The organism is Nostoc favosum CHAB5714 (assembly GCF_020829495.1).
GTDB lineage: Bacteria > Cyanobacteriota > Cyanobacteriia > Cyanobacteriales > Nostocaceae > Nostoc > Nostoc favosum.
Map to the genome: position 1 here is coordinate 26,980 of NZ_JAIVFQ010000007.1, position 23,878 is coordinate 50,857.

The window sequence follows — 23,878 nt, forward strand, 5'->3', positions numbered from 1 at the left end:
CTACGGCAATTCGATATAAATACCGCCCTTTGTTTATAGTTTTCAGAGTATCACATATTCTACTTAACCAAGCAAGAAGTTTTTCTGAAAACTCCGGTATCTTTATCAGACCAATGTATATTAAGCCGTGTTCGATCAGCTGGCGATCGCAAAAATTTGGTATTGGGCATTGAAAAGAGGCTCCAGGGGCGGGGTGCTGCTCTTGTTGAGGCGAAAGAGCAGCACCTTGCCGTCTTTTTTCTGTCTCTAGAAAGAATACAGCAATGACAGGTTTGTGTATATAACTTTACTTATCAGGAGTAATTCAGGGCGTAGACGCGTTGGCAAAGCCTCTCATAGAGAAGCGGTTTGTCGAGACATCGCTGATTATAGTTATTAATGTAGGGAATTCCGTACTAGAGTTGATTGCCCAGTGAACCGGAAAATAGAAAATAATAGATATATGGACAAACGATATTTTTTACAGGCTAGTGCGGTAATAGTCGGCACAGCATTGTTATCAAGGTATATCAAATGGGGGCCAGAAGAGATGACAACTTCTAAAAGTGGATTTGAAATTACTAAACCTGAAGAGGAATGGCGCACGATTTTAACGCCAGAACAGTTTAATGTGTTGCGTAAACATGGGACTGAACGCCCTCACACCAGCGCATTGGATAAGGAATACGACAATGGTACTTATTATTGTGCTGCGTGTGAACAGCCACTGTTTACCTCTGAAACCAAATTTAACAGTGGTACTGGCTGGCCTAGCTTCTTTAACCCGATTGAAGGTGCGATCGCTACTACTGTAGATAGGTCGTTGTTTATGACCAGAACTGAAGTACATTGTAGTCGCTGTGGTGGTCATCTGGGTCATGTTTTTGATGACGGCCCTGCACCCACAGGCAAGCGCTACTGCATGAACGGTGTTTCGTTAAAGTTTACGCCTGCCTAATTAAGTTGCAATCGCACGCACTAACCTAAATTATTAGATTTTGAGGCTTGACCAAGGGTGAATAAATTTTTGACAATAACTTCTCCTATTCAATGCTAGTAGGCTAAGTATTGTCAATTTAAAGAAATGCGACTCTTGGTCTTAGCTAGAGCTATTTACCTAAATCGTCCTATTTATTGGGGTCGTTTTTCTCCTTTTTGTCTTTGGGATCTTTTTTAGGTTTTTTAACTTCTTTATTACTTTTTCTTTCTTTCGACATCAGCGTTCTCCAACTAGGTTAATCAGTCAAAGCTTCCATATTCTGCCGTCAGTAAATCAGAAGATGATTTACCTGATATTTTTTTAAGGCAAAAAAGAAAGTATCAAACATAAATGCCACTAACTACCATGATACGGTGTTGTTTGATTATCGGGGTTAATCCAAAATTTAAAATCCAAAATCCAAAATCCAAAATCCTTTGACTATTGTTCCAACAATTTCATCCGCTGCCACCAACGATTTAGCGGATAATACACCACAGGTGCCCACAGACTACTAAGAATGGCAGAGGCTAAGGCGACACGCTGGTAATATGTCCAAATATCTGTTACCTTGCGCTCATTTCCCATCAAAGTTAATTGCAACCCAAAAATAGTTTCTGCCAAAACTGCCATAACAAAGACAATTACAGCAATCGAAATAAAATCTTCTTCGATAAAACGCTGCTTCTGGAGCAGACCAGTTAAAATTCCCACTATACCTAAACTAAGAGCATGAGTAGGGTTAGGTGATGTCATTGAATCTTGAAGTAGCCCCAGAACTATACCTGCCAATGCTCCGGCAAACACCGTGCGCTTCACACTCCAAGCTACTACCCAAATTAACAGCCAGTTAGGGGCAATTCCCAATAATTCCATACCCGGCAGGCGGGTTGGCAATAATAATAAACATAACAGTACAGAACTAGCCGTTACTATCCAACTCAACAACTGACGTACACCGGGATGCCAACGAGAAAGTGGCTGGATTCGGAATTTCGATTTTCGCTCTGACGATTTTGGCTTTTTCTGCCTGCTACCACCAAATGCAGGAATCTTCATTTTTCTATGGATTTTTTTGAAGAATTTACTTAGACTTTTGGGTTTCCGACTCTTGGTTTTCTAGCTTTGGATAAACAGCTACCCAATCGAGAGAGCGAATTGGCGGAAAAAGCTCAATTTTCGCTACTGATGCGGGAAGTTTTTTTAAATCCAGCGACTTGATTCGTCCTACCGCCAAACCAGATGGAAATTTCTGACTATAAGTAGATGTGGAAACTAAATCTCCTACCTTGACATTTGGGACTTTTTCGTAAAATTCCAGCACAGCTTCTGCTGAAGAATCTCCTCGCAAAACGCCTTTAGCTGCTGTGCGGCTAACTGATACACCCACTTGACTCTTGAGATCACTGATTAACAATACGCGGCTAGTATTGGGAGTTACACTTTCCACCAAACCCACCAATCCGCCTTCTGCCTTGACTATGAAGCCTTCCTGAATCCCTGCATTCGCACCGCGATTCAGGGTAACTTGTTGCCACCACTGGTCAGCACTACGTCCTACTACCCGTGCTGGAATTGGCCGTGATGCCAATGGCTCTTTTTCCACATAGCCTAATAAATCTTGTAGCTTTGTCTTTTGACTTTCCAAATCTACTATACGGGTTTGCAATTCTAATATCCGAGCATCTCTGAGACGTTCTTCTGGAGTTGGCCCTGACTGCAACATCTCTAACGGACGGGTAATTGCCTGGTATGTCTCAAGCACCAGTACACCTTGAGTTTGTCGCAATATCCAAGCACTACCAACTACTAGAGCTATCAACCCGATTTGTAACCCTTTATGATCCCACCAACGCCGTATCGTAACCATATATACCTTTATATACTTAAACAATTAAGTTCTACTTGGATTCTATTTATATAAAACCCAAATAGAACTCAGATAGAACTCAAATCTGATATTTTTGCTACATATTGCGAGAGCTTTCGGTGACAACTCGTTCCAACTGTTTAAAGTTTTCTAACACACGACCTGTTCCCAGCACCACACAGCAGAGAGGATCGGCGGCAATGTGGGTCACAATCCCCGTTTCATGGCTAATTAAGGTATCTATGCCTTTGAGCAAAGCACCACCACCAGCTAACATAATACCTCTGTCAATAATGTCTGCCGCCAGTTCTGGAGGTGTACGTTCTAGTGTCCGCTTCACAGCTTCTATAATTACTGATAGCGGTTCCAACATACTTTCACGGATTTCTGGGCCTTTAATTGTTACAGTTCGCGGAAGACCAGAAAGCAGGTGTAAGCCTCGGACTTCCATAATGGCGTCATTATCATCATTAGTAGGATAGGCAGAACCAATCCGAATCTTGATGTCCTCGGCAGTACGTTCACCAATGACTAAGTTATGAACTTTTTTAATATACTGAATGATCGATTCAGTCAGTTCATCCCCAGCAATGCGTACTGATTCGCTGATCACTGTACCCTGAAGACTCAGCACCGCAACTTCTGTTGTACCACCACCAATATCAATGATCATGTTGCCAGTGGGTTCAGCAACAGGTAGTCCTGCACCAATGGCAGCAGCTACAGGTTCATCGATTAAATAAACTTTTCTTGCTCCTGCTTGATGAGCTGCATCCATTACAGCTCGCCTTTCTACGCCTGTGACACCACTGGGAATACCAATGACAATCCTGGGTAAAATCAAAGACCTACCTTCATTTACACGCCCAATAAAGCTTTTCAGCATCAGCTCGGCGATATCAAAGTCAGCAATTACACCATCCCGCAAAGGGCGGAGGGCAATCACATTTCCAGGTGTACGACCGAGCATTTTTTTGGCTTCTTCTCCTACTGCCAGTGCTACCTTTTCGTTGACATCGATAGCAACTACAGAAGGCTCTTGCAGTACAATACCTTTACCAGATACATAAACTAGGGTGTTAGCGGTACCGAGGTCGATACCCATATCCCATGATGTGCGAAAGTTCCTAAAAATACCCACGCGTCTCTAAGCCCCCTATGTGCGATACTTCTTGACTACAACGGTAAGAGTTGATTCGATTATGTTTATATCCTGAGTTCAATAAACTAGACTATATTTTTATATGATTCCCAGGAATATTTACTATGTCTCACGTCTCTATTTATTGATATTTTATGGTTAGCTTAAGTATATTCGTATACTTTTATGTGTTTCTCCAAGTAATATGTATACTTTTTCAAGTCAACTATATTGTTAACTGTTTAACACATTATTTTCAAGTGTTTCACAATTCGCTATGATGAAAGTCTAAATTACTAAGTACGCATGTACTAAAAGGTAACGCACATGAGTATCAATATTGTCACTCTTGTTGGTCGTGTAGGTAGCGACCCTGATATAAAATATTTTGAATCTGGTAGTGTTAAGTGTAGATTGACACTAGCTGTAAAAAGACGATCGCGCAACAGCGATGAACCCGACTGGTTCACGCTGGAATTATGGGATAAGACGGCTGAGGTAGCAGGTAATTATGTGCGTAAGGGAAGCCTAATTGGCATAAAAGGTTCCTTAAAGTTTGACACATGGAGCGATCGCCAAACGGGAGCAAACCGTTCTACACCCATTATTAGAGTAGATCAACTGGATTTATTAGGCTCTAAGCGCGATGGAGAAGGCGGTACAGGAGATATGTCTTCAGAGCATTTTTAATTAGGCATTGAACATTAATTATTAGTCCTTTGCCCTCACAAATGACAAAGGACTAATGACTAATGACTAATAACTAATTTGCAATGTCACGGATGCTTCTACTTGCTGTTCACCACCAACGATAGGGGTGGAAGCATCGGCGTTGGCTAACTTTGAAGCCTCAGCCCTTAAAAACATTGGTGGTGGAGGCGCACTGGCATTATTAACTTGAATGCTCACCACTTCTTTGGATTTGAAACCCAAGGCACTGAAAACAGCATCAGCTTGCTGCTGGGCATCTTGGGTAGCTTCTTTTAATGCTTGTTTTTGAGCAGCCGCGATCGCTTCATCATTAGCAACAAAACTAATACCATTAATTTGTGTCGCACCCGCTTTCACTGCATTATCCAATAATGTACCAGCTTTTTCGGTAGGAATCCTAAAACTTACGGTGTTATTGGCAGCATAGCCTGTAATTCGCTGCACATTATTGGTGTAGCTGTAAACTGGATTAAGCTGGATACCAGTAGTTTGTAATTTTTCGACATTTTGGCTTTTGAGAAACGCAACTACAGCCGATGACCTCCGGGCGGCTTCTTGCTGTACCTCCTGGGCTGTTTTCCCCTGAATCTCCACTCCTAAACTTACTTGCGCCAGGGTTGTAGGAATTGTTTCAACTCCACGACCACTGACACTAAGGGTTCGCCACAATTTCTCTTTTTCTTGTGCCAAGGTAGGCAGTGTAAAATTTAAACATAATAGCAAAGATAAAGGCAGTATTTTCCACAACTTAGTATTGGGAAACTGAGAACCAGATAAAGCGGCTCTAGTCATAAGATTTGCACTCCTCCAAGTATCCACAGATGTTTTTAATCAACGTATGTAGCAATCTTCTGGTGGCTGTTGAGAGTCAACAGTAACCACAAGTTTTTCACAACTCAAGTGCGATCGCTAGATACGATTTCTATGTTCTTACTTTGACACTGCCATAGTCAAAAGCTGAAATGGTTACATTTTTGGAAACTAAAAAAATTACACTAGTAATTTAGGCCTCTTGCAAAAGTTCCTAATACCCCACCCCCCAATACGGTTCGGTTTAGGTGCATAGTCCTTAAAGATCCCCCTTAGTCCCCCTTAAAAAGCAGGGCTGTTTCATTCCATTTCAAACAGGATTTGTCAAGATGGTTAGTGGGAAAAATGGTAAGTGAGGGTGACGATGAGATGAACATTTAAGCACTTAAAGATCAGTAAAATAGTTCATATTATCGGCACGCTAGGAACAAAATAACCAATTTTTAATTGCTAGAACCCTTGATTTTTAAAGCTCTTTCGGGAATGAAACAGCCCTGCCCTTAAAAAGGGGGAAATAGAGCCATTATGAGCAAGCCTTTTTAAGGGGGGTTGGGGGGATCAAGTCTTATCCGAACCGTATTGCCCCACTCCCAACCCCTCCCCGCTTGCGGGGAGGGGAGACAAAGCGTAGCTTTGGCGGGGTGGGGTCTTTTGTCAAGCTCGTTTTGAGGGTTTGTAGTAAGCACTTTAGTGCTTAGAAAATAAGGACTGAAGTCCTTACTACGAACTTGCTTACCAATAAATTGAATATCTGTAGTCTCGGTTTGGGAAGTTTTCTGGCAATGCTTGATTGAGTTGACAAATGGCACAAATGAAGTTCTGGAAGCTGCAAATAGCGTCTCTATAGATATACGTTTTTCAGAAACGCGTCAAAATCAAAGAGAAGGATTTTCAGAGAACCCATGCATTTGTTAGATCCAATCAGCTTCTCTTTTCCTCTGCTGGCCAGCGCAACACAAGCCGCAGACAGTTCAATGGTAGTAGCAGCAGTGTTACTAAGCTTAGTAGTGGTTTATCTCGCCAGCAAAGTTGGTGGAGAGTTATCAAACCAAGTGGGTTTACCGCCTGTCTTAGGCGAACTCGTAGGTGGTGTGGTAGTTGGCATCTCTGTTTTTCACCTTTTAGTATTTCCAGAAGGCGGCACAGACAGTTCTAACTCTTTGATCATGTCCTTCCTTAAAATCACTGCTGGTTTAACGCCTGAAGCTACTCCAGCCGTGTTTGCAGCGCAGTCAGAGGTCATTTCGGTTTTGGCAGAATTGGGTGTGATTATCCTACTGTTTGAAATCGGCTTGGAATCGAACTTAAAAGACTTAATGGCAGTTGGTATCCAAGCCACTGTCGTAGCAGTAGTGGGGGTAGTAGTACCCTTTGCAGCTGGTACTGTCGGGCTGATGACTTTGTTTGGTATTGCTGCTATACCCGCAATTTTTGCAGGGGCGGCTTTGACTGCCACTAGTATTGGGATTACTTCCAAAGTGCTGTCAGAGTTGGGGCGACTCAATTCTAAAGAAGGGCAGATTATTTTGGGTGCTGCCGTAATTGACGACGTTTTGGGAATCATCGTTTTAGCGGTAGTTGCCAGCCTAGCTAAAGATGGCGTGGTGGATGTAAGCAAAGTCATTTATTTGATTATCAGCGCCACTGGTTTTATCTTGGGAGCAATCTTACTAGGCAATGTTTTCAACAAGTCCTTTGTAGCGATCGCTGATAGACTCAAAACACGCGGTGGACTGGTAATACCAGCATTCATCTTCGCTTTTGCTATGGCATACCTTGCGGCCGTCATCCACTTAGAAGCAATTCTAGGAGCTTTTGCGGCGGGTTTAGTTCTAGAAGAGACAGAGAAGCGCAAAGAACTGCAAAGGCAAGTCTGTCCGATTGCCGATATGTTAGTGCCAATTTTCTTTGTGACTGTTGGGGCAAAAACCGATTTGGGAGTTTTAAACCCAGCAATTCCCGATAATCGGGAAGGTCTAATTATGGCAACTTTCCTGATCACAGTAGCCATTCTCGGTAAAGTAATCACAGGCTTAAGCGTGTTTGGTCAACCGGAAATCAACCGTTTAGCCATCGGTGTGGGGATGATTCCCAGAGGGGAAGTTGGATTAGTGTTTGCTGGTGTCGGCGCAGCCAGTGGCGCTCTCTCGAAACCATTAGGGGCAGCAATCATCATGATGGTTATCTTGACAACCTTTTTAGCTCCTCCTTTGTTACGATTTGTATTTCCAGATCCAAAAACTGTGGATTCAGGCTCAGACCAACTGATTTTAGATGGTTCCTCTGGAACTTCGTTGGTAATTGAACCACCTCAGTCAAGAGTGCCAGCATCAAATGACAGTGGCAATTTGGAAGTAACTCCAGAATCTAGCGATCGCTAATCTTTGGGAATGGGGAATGGGGAATGGGGAATGGGAAGAAACTTGTTCAATAACTCTCCCTCATCTCCCTCATCCCCCTCATCTCCCAATTATGCAGTGGAAACTTCTCTCCTTAAATTTCCGTCCCGTGTGATTGTAGAATAATCCTCTGTTTATAATTTCTACCAGCATTCGGAATGTTATTTATTTCCAATCTCCCTTGGCTTGTAAGCCTTTATTTGAATATTTTCCAAGTAATTGGGGAGCAACACCCATAAATTTTGCTAGATCATCTGACAGGAATGGGAACTATCTATTTAGTACATTGATGGCGAAAAACAAAAAACAGTTATCAGTGAACGGTTATCAGTTATTAGTTTTCTAGCTTCCTTGGAAGTCAAAGTTTCTACCTCTAAAGGTGGAAAACTTCACATGGGGATTTAGTCCCAATATGAAACCTGATAACTGATTTAAGCACGTTTTTATACCAGCTTAAAAAATCAAAAAAGGCATCAGAGGTCAAGTTTAGGTGGTGACGGTGTGATGATTTACCAATGAGTTGAGATATTGACGGCTCCCATGAACCTGAATTAGGAGAAACGACTGTGAAATTACACTGGTTACTACCCAGCACTATTGGAACTATCTTCATGCTATCGTCGCCGGCAATGGCCGCGAGACTTGAATCTTGGCGCTTTGATGCCAATCAAAATAGGTTGGAAATTAATACTCTGGGAGCAGTTCAGCCCCAAGCACAACTAATTTTCAACCCGACTCGGCTGGTAATTGATTTGCCAGGAACTATATTTGGGCGTCCGCAGCTAACCCAACAGGTGGGCGGTGGAATTCGCTCGATCCGGGTTGGGCAGTTTGATACAGAAACAACCCGTATAGTTGTCGAACTGACTCCTGGCTATACTTTAGACCCCAAACGAGTGCAATTTGTTGGTACAACTGGCGATCGCTGGACGGTGCAATTACCTAGACCAGAAGTGGATAGAGTAGCCTCATCTCCCACTTTATCTCCCAGAAGTGCCTACACTGTTGTTACCCCAGACTCTGAACCTCAACCTAGTATTTCAAGGGTTGCCACTACTACACGAGGGGCGACTCAAATTGAGAGCTTACAAGTAACAGGCGATGGGTTGTTCATTCGCACCAGTGGTGGTAATCCTCCGATTCAGGTAATTCGGAGCCGCGATCGCGCTACCATCTTCATGGACATCTCTGATGCATCTTTATCACCACGTCTGACGCAACAGAATAATATCCCCGTTAACAAACATGGTATTAGCCGCGTCGAATTCACCCGGCTACAAACCCAACCTCCTGCCGTTCGCCTGACTTTACGGGTAGACAAAAATAGCCCCGACTGGGGAGCAAGTAATAGTAACGGTGCTGGATTAGTAGTTCTTCCAAGTCCTGTTGTCAGATTGCCTGGAAATAATAATTCTGACAATCAGTCACAACCACCCTCCTTTCCCAGCAGACCATCTGCTAACAACTCCCCAGCAACAATAGAGTCTGTACAACTGGCTGATAATGGCACACAACTGCTAATTAGAGGCGACCAAACTTTATCTGCCACAGGAACCTGGGATAGATCCTCAGGTCTGTTCCGTGTCACAATTACCAATGCCAAGTTAGCTCCCAGAGTCACAGGCCCTACTTTTGTTGCCAATAGCCCCATTCTCCGGGTACGTTTGCAACCCCAAGAACCTAACACAGTCGTTGTTTTAGTTCAACCAGCAGCCGGAGTGCAACTTGGGCAACCCAGACAAATTGGTGACCAGCTTTTGGTACCAATACAAGGCTCTCGGCGAATTGTCGCCCTCCCCGGAAGACCCCCCTTTGCTTTACCTGGACTACCACCGCCAAACCGGGGGCCATTCCCAGACCCAAACAATCCCAATCCCCAGCCCCTAATACAACCACAGCGCCCCCTTACCAATGGACGAGTAGTAGTCCTCATTGACCCAGGACATGGCGGTAAAGACCCTGGAGCAGTAGGTCTTGGGGGATTACGCGAAAAGGATATTATTTTGTCTATTGGCAAAAGAATAGCTCAGGTTTTGCAGCAAAATGGCGTACAAGTAGTTATGACGCGGGATTCTGACTATTTCGTTACCCTTCCGGGACGAGTGCAATTAGCAGAGCGAGCGAATGCTGATGTCTTTGTTAGCATTCATGCTAATGCAGTTGGGCCAGGTCGTTCGGATGTCAGTGGCTTAGAAACGTATTATTACGGCAGTGGTTTGGGTCTAGCTCGCACTGTCCATAACAGTATTCTTCAAAATGTAAATGTCAGAGATAGGGGAGTGCGGCGAGCCAGATTTTTTGTCCTCAGAAAAAGTTCCATGCCTTCTATTCTCGTAGAAACAGGTTATTTGACTGGTCGAGATGATAACGCTAAACTCAGAACCTCAGCTTATCAAAATCAAATGGCAGATGCGATCGCTCGTGGCATCCTTCAGTATCTAAAGAGACAATAAGTAATTTAGTCGAAATTATTGAGTAAATATATCTAATCTTTACCATTTTTATCCAAATTTAGTAGTAAAACAATTTAAGTATTCTTGCGGCGCGACAGGAGTAGCTTCTTTGTTATTGCCATCTGATGCTTTCCCAGTCAAATTTATATGGACTAATGGATGGCATGGCAAAATCAGAGGAGCATGCTATATTTTACGCCATTAGCTGTGTCTTAATAGCAGCGCAAAACTCAAGTGTGCGCGGTGACGGTGTGAGGATTTGCCAATATGTTGAGATGTTGACGGCTCCCATGAATCTGAATTAGGAGAAACGACTGTGAAATTACACTGGTTACTATCCAGTACTATTGGAACTATCTTCATGCTGTCGTCGCCGGCAATGGCCGCGAGACTTGAATCTTGGCGTTTTGATACCAACCAAAATCGTCTGGAAATTAATACTTTGGGGGATGTGCAACCCCAAGCACAATTAATTTTTAACCCCACTCGTTTAGTAATTGATTTGCCAGGAACCACATTTGGGCGTCCGCAGTTAACCCAACAGGTGGGCGGAGGAATTCGTGCTATCCGTGTTGGGCAGTTTGACGAACAAACAACGCGCATAGTCGTGGAATTGACTCCTGGTTATACTCTTGACCCCAAGGGAGTACAATTTGTTGGCAGAACTGGCGAATCCCCTGCGGGGACACTTCGTGAACGCTGGATGGTGCAATTACCTACGCCAGTAGCTGAAAATGTACCATCAAATACTGGGTGGCAACAAGAACAAGCTATAGCAACAGAGACTTCACCGAGAACATCTCCACCAGTGTTCCCCCCAAGAAATATTTACAACGTGGTGACGGCAAGCCCTGTCAATCCGCCTAAAAACGGAATGCTTGCCGCCAGAGTTACTCAAATTGAGAACTTACAAGTCACAGGCGATGGTTTTTTCATCCGTACCAATGGTGGTAATCCTCAGATTCAGGTAAATCGTAGCAACGATCAAAGGGTAATTAACATCGATATTGCTGGCGCCACTTTATCACCAAATCTAGGGCAGCGCGATTTACCGATTAATCGCTATGGTGTCAGCCGCATTCAGTTTAGCCAACTACAAACAAGCCCATCTGTTGTTCGCATGACTTTAGAGGTGGATGAAAATAGTCAAAATTGGCGAACAACCACTAGCAGTGTTGGTGGTTTTGTAGTTCTGCCCAGTCGTGGCGTTGCCCAATTGCCTGGAGGTAATAGTCCACCCCCTATACCATCTACTAACACCTCACCTGCTACAATTCAGTCTGTGCAATTGGCTGGTAATGGTACACAACTACTGATTAGAGGCGACCAAGCTTTATCTGCTACAGGAGGCTGGGATAGAACTTCTGGTCTGTTCCGCATCACCATCAACAATGCTCGGTTAGCTCCCAAGGTTACAGGCCCGACTTTTGATGCTAATAGTCCTATCCTGCGAGTCCGCCTGCAACCACAAGAATCGAATACTGTCGTCGTCTTGGTTCAACCAGCAGCCGGAGTGCAAATTGGGGAACTCAATCAAGTTGGCGACCAGCTTTTGGCTTTAGAATTACAACGCTCTGGTAGCGTCACACCCCCTATTACTTTACCTCCTCTGCTATCGCCAAACCAAAGTCAATTCCCAAACCCCACAGATAATCCCCGTCCTATCTCCCAGCCACAGCCGCGCCCCTCCCTCAAGAGAGGGAAATTACTAGTAGTGATTGACCCAGGACATGGTGGAAAAGACTCAGGTGCCCCAGGTCTGGGCGGACTTTTAGAAAAGGATGTAATACTGCCTATTGGTAAAAGGGTAGCAGCAATTTTAGAGCAAAATGGTGTACAAGCGGTGCTAACGCGGGATGCTGACTTTTTCGTAGAACTTCAGGGACGGGTAGAAATTGCCGAGCGAGTTAATGCGACTGCCTTTGTCAGCATTCACGCTAATTCGGTTGATAATCGTCCTAATGTCAATGGGTTAGAAGTATATTATTATGATAGTGGTTATGCTTTAGCTGAAGTAGTTCGCAATTCCATTCTCCAAAACATCCCTACCATTAAAGACCGAGGAACCCGCAAAGCTAGATTCTACGTTCTCAGGAAAAGCTCTATGCCCTCGATTTTAGTGGAAACAGGCTATATGAGTGGTTACGAAGATAACCCTAGATTGGGAACACCAGAGTATCAAAATCAGATGGCAGAAGCGATCGCTCAAGGCATCCTAAAATACTTACAGCGCTAATTGATATAGTACAAATTACTCATTAAAAGGTGGTATTTAGACTTTTTTGGCATCCAGAATTTAGTGGTCAAATTGTAGATTGTCTGCTAAATTCTGTATTTTAAATCCCAAAACCTAAATTAATATCTGCCTGTGTATTCATCTTCGATCTTTGAAGCGAATCTTGACAATTTTTCTGATCAAGAACCCCAACGTGCCCCAATTGGCATCTTTGACAGTGGTGTAGGTGGACTGACGGTACTGCGACAACTATATCGGCAACTCTCCAATGAATCAATTATTTACTTTGGGGATACAGCTCGACTTCCTTACGGTATTCGTTCACAAGCAGAAATTTTACAATTTACGCGCGAAATTCTTACCTGGCTACAACAGCAACAGGTAAAAATGGTAATTATGGCTTGCAACACCAGTTCTGCCCTGGCCCTTGAAACTGTGCGTCAAGAATTCAACATACCCATTTTAGGAGTAATTCTACCAGGTGCAAAAGCTGCCGTGCAGCAAGGAAAGCGGATTGGTGTAATTGCCACTCCAGCTACGGCTAAAAGTAATGCTTATAAGCACGCCATACTCGAAATTGCCCCTGATGTCCAAGTCTGGCAAGTTGGATGTCCAGAGTTTGTGCCACTCATCGAGCAAAACCGCATTCATGACCCCTACACTGCGGAAGTAGCACGAGCTTACCTAGAGCCTTTATTAGAGCAGGAAATTGACACCTTAGTTCACGGCTGTACCCATTATCCCCACCTTACACCAGTATTGCGATCGCTCCTCCCCTCTCATGTCCAACTGGTTGACCCAGCTGTTCATGTTGTGGCAGCTTGTGCCCAAGAGCTAGACTTACTAGGCTTAAAAAATACCCACCTACCACTGCCAACTCGCTTCGCCGTTAGCGGTTGTCCGAAACAGTTTTCCCAGTCAGGAGTGCAGTGGCTAGGCTATACCCCAATGGTTGAAGAGGTTTGCTTCACTGATACCGCTATTTCCCAACTCCAATAAAGCTAATTTGTCCTTAGTCATTGGTCATTGGTCATTTGCCAATGCCCAATGCCTATTGACTATTGACTGCTTCAGTCACCTTTGCCCTTACTGATATCTCCTGCTTGTGTTTTCCTTCGGTAGATGAAGGGAAACTTGTCGGAACAGTCTTTGTACCCGTTCGCTTCGCTAGTGCTAATAACAGGTAGACTGTGAACAAATATCCAGACGCTAAAATAAAAATCATCATAGGTATACTTCCGTAAATCATTGTTCTACTAGCACTTTTCTAAACGAATATAAAATTCCATAAAATTAGTAGAACCTCAGCCAAGCAAGTACTTTCTTGATGGCTGTAGTTTCCTATGGTAAAATTACCTATAGAGATAAAATTCTCTATAGACAAATAATTTATTGTCTAATCCTACTTCTTGCAGACCATAGATCCCACAGCAGTTAGATTGCCTTTTAGCAATCTAAAACTATGATTCTTTGCGGTCTACTTGATCTGCTTTATTTTTGCTCACATTGCTGTGAAAGGAGCAATGCTTGCGCTCAACGTGCGCTGAAGACGTGTAGCGGCTTCCCATAGGGATATCGCATAGCTCCAAACCAGGAGTTTCGCGGATCGTAGGAAAAATAAAAGGAATTATTTCCTTAATTTTAAGCTACGACTAATTATTTTAGACTTACATCACCGAGCCAGTAAAATCAACTACTAGGTGACTTACTTTTGGGGTGTAAATATCTGAAAAATTTAAAATTCCTATATTTTAGCGTAACACAACGACCTGAAATTTTGAGCTTACTCGACTACTAAATTTCAAATTTTTTGAATAGCTACACTCCAGTCCTGAAGAAATTTAGTCTGACTCGCTGGCGACTTATTTAAATCACATCTATTATGTCAATAGGCAATATTGCTTAAATTATCCTTGGAACTGTGGCGGGAAACGTGTACCGGGAAACTACTTAATATAATTTTAGCTGATATTCATTGTCATATACTTATAACTCAGGTTTTAAAGTAACTTAAAACATGAGTTACCAAAAATTAAGTATAATTGCTTATTGACAAACACATCGGTAACCTTAATTATCTCCGATAGACTCATGAAAATGGGATTACCTTATGAAAACTTTGCGCCGGCACAGGGTTATCTTAAAATGAGTGTAGGATATGTAAACTTTCGTAACCTAAGTCAGAGTCCGCCCATCCATGACCCCAGCCACCTCCCTGTTTACCCCTGTGGAAGCAGACCTGCGACTACTAGCAGATAACCTAAAACAGCTAGTTGGAAATCGCCACCCCATTCTGTTTGCAGCAGCCGAACATTTATTCGGTGCTGGGGGAAAGCGTATCAGACCAGCAATTGTCCTGCTAATATCGCGGGCAACAATGTTAGATCAAGAGATTACACCGCGTCATCGCCGCCTAGCTGAGATTACAGAAATGATTCACACAGCTAGCTTGGTACATGACGATGTGGTTGATGAATCAGACGTGCGGCGAGGCGTTCCTACCGTTCATAGTTTGTTCGGTAATCGCATTGCCATATTAGCAGGAGATTTTCTTTTTGCCCAATCGTCCTGGTATTTAGCAAACTTGGACAATTTGGAGGTAGTGAAACTCCTCTCAGAAGTCATTATGGATTTGGCTACTGGGGAGATCCAGCAGGGATTGAATCGTTTTGATGCTGGTATTTCTATTGAGACTTACCTCCAGAAGAGTTATTACAAAACAGCTTCGTTAATCGCCAACAGTTCTAAAGCTGCTGGGTTACTCAGTGAAGTCTCGCAAGAAACTGTTGAGCATCTATATAGCTACGGTCGTCATTTTGGTATAGCATTTCAAATTGTTGACGACATTCTAGATTTCACCAGTACAACAGATACCTTGGGTAAACCAGTGGGGTCGGATCTTAAAAGTGGTAATCTGACTGCACCTGTTTTATTTGCTTTAGCCCAAAAACCATCCTTAGAAGTGCTGATTGAGCGAGAGTTTGCTCAAGAAGGGGATTTAGAGCAAGCACTAGCACTAATTCAAGATAGTCAAGGCATACAGCAGGCGCGAGAGTTAGCTGCTCACCATGCTAAGTTAGCAATTGAACATCTTGAAGTTCTCCCACTCTCAGAATCCCACCAGGCATTGATTAACATAGCTGAGTACACACTGAGCCGCCTTTATTAAATCATTTACCAGTTAATCGGTACAAAATGGGACTTTAGACCCCAAGCGAAGCCTTCCACCTGTTCTTAGGTGGGGAAATTTTGCTTAATGGTCAGCTAAATTTGGAAAAATGTTCACTGAAAACTGTTTGTTAACCAATTTTAGATTAAGTAGGAAATTAAGGCGATCGCTTGCTTCCTTAAAGAACTAGAAGGTTAGTAACTAGCATTAATTTATTTTCATCAAAAACTTTTTCAAACAAATTTGAGATTTAAAATTTTGGATGTGGGATTGTATCTAAAAAATCCCACATCCAAGTTTTTTCTATGCAATATCAGGGGGTATCTGTTTAGGCGATCGCTGTTGTCGTAGCTGTTTCTGCATGAGTTTCTCTAGGTCAGTTCGTCTAACTTCAACGGTATGAGTGGTCTTACCCGGCGTCTCCAAAAAAATGATGCTATCTACGGGTTCTAATGCCACCAATTGGAACAAAATATGGGTGACAGGGATAATTTTAGCTAGCATTTGAGGGTCAAGCCCAGCAGGGGAAATTAGAGAGACATCCTGTATGGTAGGGAAAGCGTAAACAACGCGCTTTTCCAATCCTGGATTAGTAAGATTGCTCAATGTAGTTAAAACCCAGCTTGACTCTGAATTTTGGAGAATATAGTACTGGGAGTGACGTAATTTTTGAGCGATCGCTCTAAGGGCAGGAGCAATTGCTGCAATAAGATGTGGTGTCATACCATCGCGGGGTGCATTGTCAATCAGCAATTGAATTTGTGCTTCTAAATCCATAATGACTTGTATATGGCTTTTGGGTAATGGCAATAACATCTATCAAAGTGTGAACAATCCCATCAAAGTTGGGAATAATAAAATCATCCACATTCTCAATGTAGGATTGGTCTGCGTTTAGCTTATACGTAAAATCAAAAAAGCCAATACCCACAGTCGTACAGGTTGTATTTAAATACTTAGGGTCTTTTGAAAACTGAGACTATGAATTCAGCCGCAACCGCAACTATTCCATCTGTAAATATTCTGGGAGAAAATTCTAAAGGCGTGGAGGTGATCTTTCAACTCCTGTCCAGGGAGTTTCAACAATCAACCAAAGCTTCGGAACAGAATTGCCACGATGTAGCAAGACGTATTACCACCGAAGTATATCGGATTTGCCATGAAAGCAAACGTATCCAAGCTTCTGGGTCTGTAGAAAGCTCGGCGATGACCCTGGCTCGGCATCGGCTACAACAGTGTCTCAGGTACTATCAGTTGGGTTCAAATCGGGGCAGGGTAGAATTACACAGTACTCTGAGTGCAATTATTTATCGATACATTAATCCGCCTCAGAAGCAATTGAGTTATCAAGGGCGACTGACTATAATTGAAGATTTCTTACAGAGTTTTTATCTGGAGGCATTAAACGCTTTCCGCCGAGAAAATCAACTCGGTGCTACTTATCGCCCTCAGACGCTTCTAGAATTGTCCGAGTACATGGCATTTACCGAGCGCTACGGCAAGCGACGCATTCCCTTACCAGGCCGTCAGCAGCAGCTAATTATCTTGCGGGCGCAAACTTTTTCTCAACAGCAGCCCCCAGAAACTAGCGTAGATATAGAACAAGCCGCAGAAGGCAGCAATAGTGAAGCCGATGGTTGTTGGGAAGAACCAGCAGTGCATCAATTACGCTCCACAATGGCAACGCAAGCCGAACCTGAACCCGAAGAAGATACTTTGCGTTCCGTTGTGGTTACAGAATTAATGAATTATCTCGAAGAACGGCAACAATCTGACTGTGCTGATTACTTTTCCCTCCGCCTCCAGGATTTATCAGCACAAGAAATTGAGTCGATTTTAGGTTTAACCCCTCGTCAGAGAGATTACTTACAGCAGCGCTTCAAGTATCATTTGATTCGGTTTGCCTTGTTACATCGTTGGGAATTAGTTCACGAGTGGCTGGAAGCTTCTTTACATACCAATTTGGGCTTAACTCCTCAGCAATGGCAAGTATACACAGCACAACTGGACAATAAGCAACGATCTTTACTAGAGTTGAAGCAACAAGGACAAGCCGATGAAAAAATCGCAAAAACTTTAGGGCTGTCAATGGCACAACTTCAAAAACGATGGTTTAAGATTCTTGAGCAAGCTTGGGAAATTCGTAACTCATTAGTGTCCGGATCAGGTGCATCTACTCATGAATAGTGACTCAGAATCCTTACAATCTCAGTGTCTCGGTTGGTTATTGACAGATGATGTCAAAAATAACGACCAATCTGTAGAATGTGAGGAAAATGACGGGGTAAAAAACCTCCACAATGAAGCCACTGCTTCAAAAAGCAGTGAGCCAAAATTGGGAGGAACGCCCCAGACCTTTCAATTGGGAGAAATTCCTACTGTGCTAGATCGTTTCCAAGCTGTCCTTAAGCATCGCTTACAAATCCAAGCCCAAGACCACCCACCTTTATTTCCTTGGGAAACACAATTAATCGAATATCCCGATTGTGTTGATGAGCCGTCAATGACGCTCGTTCCTACCTGGGGGTGGATGGTACAACAGTCGAAACTGAACCTGCCGCTTCCCTTGCCGGAAAGAGTTTTTCAGCAATTGCTGGAACAATGTCAGGCATTGGTGACATCTTCAGTACCTCTGGGAGCAAAATTAGTTCAAGTGGTGGAGAACTTTTTTCCCAACGAGTCTCAAGCACTAAACGATATCGCGGGATTGGTGCTAAGAAGCACCTATCGTTCTGTAAGTACTCTGGATACAATGCCCAATATTCAGAGCGATTATTCAGATTTACAACCGCGTCAACAAATGGCTTTGTCATTGCTGGCGGCTAAACAACTGCTGGAAAATCTGACTCTACCACTTTCAGCAGCTAGTCCAGTGGTAGAAAGACAATGGCTAACCACTGTCGGTAATTTGAACATTAGAGTAGAGTATCAGTTTGTAGGTATTACGAAGTTACTTGTTCAGGCTGAGTTACCCGTTAAAGGAACTTTGACACTTCGCAAAAGTGGAACTTTAGCAATGGCAACATCTTCGACTCCCGGATACTTAAGTGTAGAGTTAGGTTGCGAACAACTTAACCCAACTTATACTCTGGAAGTTGAGTTTCCAGAAATAGACGAACAGCCGCTTTTGTTTGTGATTAATCCGACTGTGTAACCTTAATTGCCACCGCTAGTACGTAATGCCGAATATCTTAAGGTAACTATTGCCTAGCTGTTGCCTTGGGGCTTTTTCTGTCTCTAGATACTACTAGCAACAGGGTGCTTACTTATACGTAAAGTGTGGTTACAGTTAACCAGTGGGTGTAGAGTCAGCCTCCACCCCATAATTGATTTTTTGTAGGTACTCGTCAGTCTACTGGGTTATTAGTAAAGCCTGGGGAACGAGTTAGTTTGTTGTGTTGTGCTGATTTCGCCTTTATTTTACCAAGCCACCAATTTTTCACAACGAATTTATTCGGTTGTGTTGCTTTTTTTATACAAAATTATGTTCACGCTTGGCGTTACAGTTCGCGGTAACGTTATATCATCGCTTGATTACTTATTAAACCCCAAGAACCCCACCCCCAACCCCCTCCCCGCAAGCGAGGAGGGGAGACAAAGTGTAGCTTTGGCGGGGTGAGGTGCAATAATTGTAGGAATCATAACTAATTTTCCGAACTCGATATTACATAGCAATGCGCTTGGGTTAAGGCTAAAACTTTATCAAAGTCAATTTTTTTAACAAACCGCAGAGGCGCAGAGAAGCCAGTTCGTTGGGCGGGTTCCCCGACTTGAAGCAACTGGCGCGACGCAGAGAGAATAAAGAAATCCTTAACTCAAGGCTATTGCGTTATGTACTTCTAAGGGAAAGTAAGCTACCCATAGCTGTTCTTTTGGCGCATAGTCTCTGTCACAAGAAGGGAAGCAAAGATTGATAACAGGGTTTTTAAACTCCTGCGAGGACTTTAATTTGTAAAATACGCGCTAAACGTTCATAGATGCGTGAAGGCAGGATAAGAAAGCTTCTTCTAAGGGGAATACTTTAAAGTAGGGCGAACAGTTTCGTCCTCAGCATTGTTTCCGTGGAATTTTCACTTAGACTCGAAATGCTTAACTTATCCAGGATGAATCGGTTTTGGCGTGTAGGTAATTTCTGGCGGCAAAATCCGCAGCGATCGCCTTTGATAGAGGTGGAAGATTCAATTTCCTTGCGGGTGCTGGTGCTAGCGTTGGTTGTTTTGGGAATTGTGGCGACGGATATCGCTGCCGAAACTTCATTCAGTTTTTGGGCGTTACCCTTGAGTGTATTAGGTGCGATTTGGAGTTACTATCGTCGCCGCGATCGCAATGTTGCAGTTAAGTTTTGTATCGCCATCGGAATGTTAGTGGCACTGGGTGCTTTCTTTGGCCGATTAGTGGGAGAGTTGAATGATACACGGTTGGGTTTGGCAGAGTTATTAATTCAACTCCAGGTGTTGCATAGCTTTGATACACCACGCCGGAAAAATTTGGGCTATTCGATTGTTATAGGACTGATTTTATTGGGTGTGGCGGCAACGTTAAGTCAGACTTTAGCATTTGCACCTGTGTTGCTGTTATTTTTAGCGATCGCTCTCCCAACTTTAGTATTAGATTATCGCTCACGCTTGGGTTTGCAGCCATTAAAAATAAAAAATGAAAAATTAAATCAGAAGAATTCCTCAACTCTTAATTTTAAATTTTTAATTCTGAATTTTTTCCTAATTGTCGGTCTGGGACTGGCAATTTTTGCTGTTTTACCCAGATTTCCTGGCTATCAATTACGCAATTTTCCTGTAAGTTCTGCGATTCCAGTAAAAGGTAATTTCACCGGACGTAGTATCATTAATCCCGGTTATGTCCGCCAAGGTAAAGGCGATAATCAAGGCACTGGTACGGGACAAAATCAAACTGGTCAACCAGGTAAGGTAGATAATAACTTTTATTACGGTTTTAATAGCCAAATTAACCAAAATCTGCGGGGCGAGATGAAACCGAAAGTTGTGATGCGGGTGCGATCGCAAGCTGAGGGTTTTTGGCGAGTTCTAGGATTTGACCGTTATACGGGTAAGGGATGGGAAGTTTCCCGTAATGAAGATGTTACAACCATCAAGCGATCGCCTTGGTCTTACCAAATTTTCCTGAACCGACCTCTGATTACTGCTAAAACCCAAGAGATAGTACAAACTTATACAGTGGTGGCGGATTTGCCTAACCTAATTCCGGCGATGGCTTATCCCAAAGAGATTTACTTTCCCACACCAATGATCGCGGTTGATACAGAAAATGGATTGCGATCGCCTGTGGAATTATCAGAAGGACTCACTTACACAGTAATTTCTGAAGTACCATACCGCGATCGCACTAAATTAGCTGAAGCCTCTACTAAATATCCACAGGATATTAAAAAGTATTATCTACAAATTCCTCCCGAAATTGCCGAAAAAGTCCGGCAACGTACCGAAGAAATTCTTGCTAACTACAATCAAGAACGAGTTGCAAAGTCTTCTAAAAGTCTAGATTCACCCTATGAAAAAGCTCTCTACTTAGCTCAATATTTAAAGCAACGCTACTCTCTTCCCCAAAATCCCTTAGATTTGCCTTATTTGGCAGAAAAAGATGACTTAGTAGAAGCTTTTTTATTCAAATATAAAGGCGGTTATCCAGACCACTTCTCAACAGTTCTCACGGTAATGCTACGTTCCATTGGTATCCCAGCCCGGTTGGTAGCAGGGTTTAGTGCAGGAGAATTCAATCCATTTACAGGGCTATATGTTGTCCGTAATACTGACGCTTATGCGATGACGGAAGTATATTTTCCTAAATATGGCTGGTTTGCCTTTGACCCCATTCCCAATCATCCGCTCATACCTCCATCAGTGGAAGATACTCAGACTTTTAGTGTGTTGCGTCAGTTGTGGCATTGGGTTGCTGGGTGGTTGCCTTCTCCAGTGACGGGTTTGTTGAATAATGTATTTGAGACAATATTTAAGTGGGTGATTAGAGCGATCGCTTGGTTTTTAGCTTTATTCTCTCAAGGTTGGTTTGGCGTATTGACTGGCTTAATCTTGGCAACTACAGCAGCTTTCTTTGGTTGGCTGGGTTGGGGACAATGGCGAGAGTGGCGCAATCGTCGATGGTTAAAGAAATTGCCAGCAATGGAGAGCCTTTATCAACAAATGCTGCAATGGACAACCCAAAAAGGTTTAGGTAAGCATCCAGCACAAACACCTTTAGAGTATGCCAGAGTCTCATATCAGCATCATGCCCCGGCAGCTGCTGAGGTTATAGATGAGATTAGCCAAGCCTATGTTAGTTGGCGTTATGGTGGTCATAGTCCTAACTTGCAGCGACTGCGAGAAAGATGGCAAGAACTGAAAAAGACTACTAAGTAATTCAAAACTTCGCATAAATTACTCATAAAACGCGATGTGCAACTTAATTTTTGACCTCTCTCCAAACCTCTCTCCTGCAAGGAGAGAGGCTTTGAATTCTCCCCCTTCCCTCGTAGGGAAGGGGGCTGGGGGGTTAGGTTCGAGTAAAAGTTGCACACAGCGTCATAAAGGTAGATAGAGTACAACTCCCTTCCATTCTGCTTGCTTACTAAAATCAACAAGCAGTAGCAATTCATCAATCGCTTGTCTGATGGGCATCCGGTCATTAACTACAAATAATCCTGACACCAGCTTTCCCGTTATCAATCGCTCGTAAGCAAAGTTTGGCATTGTTGCACGGTCATGGGTTAAAACAATGCGCTCATTTGTTGCTGCCCAATCTAGAATCGCTAAATCGTCTACTTCCCGTAAACCAACATCTTGAACCCGAAGTAAATCAAGATTGGGTTGACGCAGAAATAGCCCTCGAACGATATCGCCATTAAAGTTTTCATCGCTTAACAAGCTCAACATAACCACTTTTAAGATTGTTGTTGAGCCAATAACCGAGAACGAATCAGACTCAAATCAGGTTGAACACTGGACAAACGTTGCTGTACAGATTCAGCTAACTGTTCTCTGTGATTAAGGTAGGATTTTATAGCGTTTTGATGCCGAAGATAGTAACCAATGGTGCTGTAAACATCTGACAATGATAGGGTCGAGTACCTTTGGACAATAGACTCAGGGGACGCGCCATCCTGAAAAGCTCGGATTACGACCTCTAGTAAAACTCTTGAATTGCCAACTCGAATTGCTCCAGTTTCATCTTCTCGAAGAGGAGGTGTCTCACGCTCTAAAACCAGGCTCATGCGCTAATTTCCCTGACTGACTGGATGTAATAGTAACTTAATTCAGGTGCGATCGCTTCCACTTCAATCAAAACAGGCGATCGCAATTAGTGAAATACAATATAATTTAAGCGAATTTACCAAATTAGCTATTATTTTGGATTTCGTCTAACTTGGCACGCACTGCCTGGATATCCTGCCACATCAACCATTTCGGCGCACCTCTTTCTTTAGAAGGGTTACGCAGCAAGTAGGAAGGATGAAAAATTGGCATACATAAACGCCCTTCCCACTCTAACCACTCTCCGCGAATTTTCGTAATCCCTCGCTTATCGCCAGTGATGCCTTTGACAGCAGTTGCACCTGTTAACAGGATTATTTTGGGGTCAACTAAACGAATTTGTTCTAGTAAGTAGGGTAAACAAGCGGCCACTTCTACAGGTGTAGGAACTCTATTATCTGGTGGGCGGCATTTGTTGATATTGGCAATATATACATCATGCTCAGTACTCAGATTTACAGATGCTAGGATTTTCTCTAACAACTGCCCCGATCTGCCTACAAATGGTAAACCGGTTTCGTCCTCATTTTGACCAGGCGCTTCCCCAATAACCATAATTGGGGCTTTGAGATTACCGCGTCCGACAACAGCATGAGTCCGAATGTCTCCCAATGCACAGCGATGGCAGCGATTGCAATGTTGTGCCAACTCCGTCATGGCAGAATAAGTTCCCGGAGCGATCGCAATTTTAGCGTCTGTGGGAATCAGTTCTCGTTGGTTAAGGGTTGAGTCGTCGAAGAGGCTGAGTTGGGTTTCGCTGCTCATGAAAATTAGGATTTTGGCATCAGCACCATCTGTCTTATCTGAGTTAAATACTGCTTTGGTTGGAGATTTATCAGAATAAATAG

At 43.2% G+C, this 23,878-nt stretch carries 19 protein-coding genes; 10 read left to right on the forward strand and 9 right to left on the reverse strand.

Features of this window, described 5'->3' with window-relative positions; all coding sequences use genetic code 11:
* Positions 1-442: 442 nt before the first annotated feature.
* Positions 443-937, forward strand: a complete 495-nt coding sequence (gene msrB / locus LC586_RS07290) for a peptide-methionine (R)-S-oxide reductase MsrB (protein WP_229484054.1) — start codon at positions 443-445, stop codon at positions 935-937.
* Positions 938-1,399: 462 nt separating this feature from the next.
* On the opposite strand, the gene mreD is transcribed toward msrB, so the two are convergent.
* The 3 genes from mreD to LC586_RS07305 form a co-directional block, all read right to left on the reverse strand.
* A complete protein-coding gene (gene mreD / locus LC586_RS07295) occupies positions 1,400-2,017 on the reverse strand; it encodes a rod shape-determining protein MreD (protein ID WP_229483926.1) in 618 nt (205 codons plus the stop codon).
* A gap of 25 nt (positions 2,018-2,042) precedes the next feature.
* Complete coding sequence (gene mreC, locus LC586_RS07300) at positions 2,043-2,828, reverse strand: rod shape-determining protein MreC (RefSeq protein ID WP_229483927.1); 786 nt, start codon at positions 2,826-2,828, stop codon at positions 2,043-2,045.
* 97 nt (positions 2,829-2,925) lie between these two features.
* Positions 2,926-3,933 carry a rod shape-determining protein gene (locus LC586_RS07305; protein WP_229483928.1) on the reverse strand — a complete coding sequence of 336 codons (1,008 nt, stop codon included), beginning with the start codon at positions 3,931-3,933 and terminating at the stop codon, positions 2,926-2,928.
* Positions 3,934-4,296: 363 nt separating this feature from the next.
* Here LC586_RS07305 and LC586_RS07310 point away from each other — a divergent pair, with 363 nt between their 5' ends.
* The gene (locus LC586_RS07310) at positions 4,297-4,659 is read left to right on the forward strand and encodes a single-stranded DNA-binding protein (RefSeq protein WP_100900435.1); all 363 of its coding nucleotides are present in this window, start codon (positions 4,297-4,299) and stop codon (positions 4,657-4,659) included.
* A 66-nt stretch (positions 4,660-4,725) separates the two neighbouring features.
* Here the strand turns inward: LC586_RS07310 and LC586_RS07315 are convergent, their stop codons facing one another.
* Positions 4,726-5,472 (reverse strand): SIMPL domain-containing protein, encoded by a 747-nt coding sequence (locus tag LC586_RS07315; RefSeq protein WP_229483929.1) that lies wholly within the window; start codon positions 5,470-5,472, stop codon positions 4,726-4,728.
* Between the two features lie 920 nt (positions 5,473-6,392).
* Here LC586_RS07315 and LC586_RS07320 point away from each other — a divergent pair.
* The 4 genes from LC586_RS07320 (at position 6,393) to murI (ending at position 13,577) form a co-directional block, all read left to right on the forward strand.
* On the forward strand, positions 6,393-7,871 hold the full coding sequence (locus LC586_RS07320; protein ID WP_229483930.1) for a cation:proton antiporter: 1,479 nt from the start codon (positions 6,393-6,395) through the stop codon (positions 7,869-7,871).
* A gap of 584 nt (positions 7,872-8,455) precedes the next feature.
* Entirely contained in the window at positions 8,456-10,342 is a 1,887-nt protein-coding gene (locus LC586_RS07325) for an N-acetylmuramoyl-L-alanine amidase (protein ID WP_229483931.1), read from the forward strand.
* A 316-nt stretch (positions 10,343-10,658) separates the two neighbouring features.
* A complete protein-coding gene (locus LC586_RS07330; RefSeq protein ID WP_229483932.1) occupies positions 10,659-12,578 on the forward strand; it encodes an N-acetylmuramoyl-L-alanine amidase in 1,920 nt (639 codons plus the stop codon).
* 132 nt (positions 12,579-12,710) lie between these two features.
* Positions 12,711-13,577, forward strand: coding sequence for a glutamate racemase (gene murI / locus LC586_RS07335; RefSeq protein WP_229483933.1), 867 nt, complete (start codon positions 12,711-12,713; stop codon positions 13,575-13,577).
* Positions 13,578-13,629: 52 nt separating this feature from the next.
* On the opposite strand, the gene LC586_RS07340 is transcribed toward murI, so the two are convergent.
* Positions 13,630-13,827 carry a hypothetical protein gene (locus tag LC586_RS07340; RefSeq protein ID WP_229483934.1) on the reverse strand — a complete coding sequence of 66 codons (198 nt, stop codon included), beginning with the start codon at positions 13,825-13,827 and terminating at the stop codon, positions 13,630-13,632.
* A 948-nt stretch (positions 13,828-14,775) separates the two neighbouring features.
* On the opposite strand from LC586_RS07340, the gene sds reads away from it, so the two are divergent.
* Complete coding sequence (gene sds / locus LC586_RS07345) at positions 14,776-15,747, forward strand: solanesyl diphosphate synthase (protein WP_229483935.1); 972 nt, start codon at positions 14,776-14,778, stop codon at positions 15,745-15,747.
* A 303-nt stretch (positions 15,748-16,050) separates the two neighbouring features.
* On the opposite strand, the gene LC586_RS07350 is transcribed toward sds, so the two are convergent.
* Positions 16,051-16,524, reverse strand: coding sequence for a hypothetical protein (locus LC586_RS07350; RefSeq protein ID WP_229484055.1), 474 nt, complete (start codon positions 16,522-16,524; stop codon positions 16,051-16,053).
* Positions 16,525-16,728: 204 nt separating this feature from the next.
* Here LC586_RS07350 and hetZ point away from each other — a divergent pair, with 204 nt between their 5' ends.
* The 3 genes from hetZ to LC586_RS07365 all read left to right on the forward strand — a co-directional run bounded on the left by hetZ (position 16,729) and on the right by LC586_RS07365 (position 22,139).
* Complete coding sequence (gene hetZ, locus LC586_RS07355) at positions 16,729-17,934, forward strand: heterocyst differentiation protein HetZ (RefSeq protein WP_229483936.1); 1,206 nt, start codon at positions 16,729-16,731, stop codon at positions 17,932-17,934.
* Entirely contained in the window at positions 17,927-18,901 is a 975-nt protein-coding gene (locus tag LC586_RS07360) for a PatU (RefSeq protein WP_229483937.1), read from the forward strand. The genes hetZ and LC586_RS07360 overlap by 8 nt, the downstream gene beginning before the upstream one ends.
* Before the next feature lie 931 nt (positions 18,902-19,832).
* Positions 19,833-22,139, forward strand: coding sequence for a transglutaminase TgpA family protein (locus LC586_RS07365; protein ID WP_229483938.1), 2,307 nt, complete (start codon positions 19,833-19,835; stop codon positions 22,137-22,139).
* A 162-nt stretch (positions 22,140-22,301) separates the two neighbouring features.
* On the opposite strand, the gene LC586_RS07370 is transcribed toward LC586_RS07365, so the two are convergent.
* The 3 genes from LC586_RS07370 to LC586_RS07380 form a co-directional block, all read right to left on the reverse strand.
* Positions 22,302-22,652 carry a DUF5615 family PIN-like protein gene (locus LC586_RS07370; RefSeq protein ID WP_229483939.1) on the reverse strand — a complete coding sequence of 117 codons (351 nt, stop codon included), beginning with the start codon at positions 22,650-22,652 and terminating at the stop codon, positions 22,302-22,304.
* A gap of 8 nt (positions 22,653-22,660) precedes the next feature.
* Positions 22,661-22,990, reverse strand: a complete 330-nt coding sequence (locus LC586_RS07375) for a DUF433 domain-containing protein (protein WP_229483940.1) — start codon at positions 22,988-22,990, stop codon at positions 22,661-22,663.
* A 124-nt stretch (positions 22,991-23,114) separates the two neighbouring features.
* On the reverse strand, positions 23,115-23,795 hold the full coding sequence (locus LC586_RS07380) for a uracil-DNA glycosylase (RefSeq protein WP_229483941.1): 681 nt from the start codon (positions 23,793-23,795) through the stop codon (positions 23,115-23,117).
* Positions 23,796-23,878 lie beyond the last annotated feature (83 nt).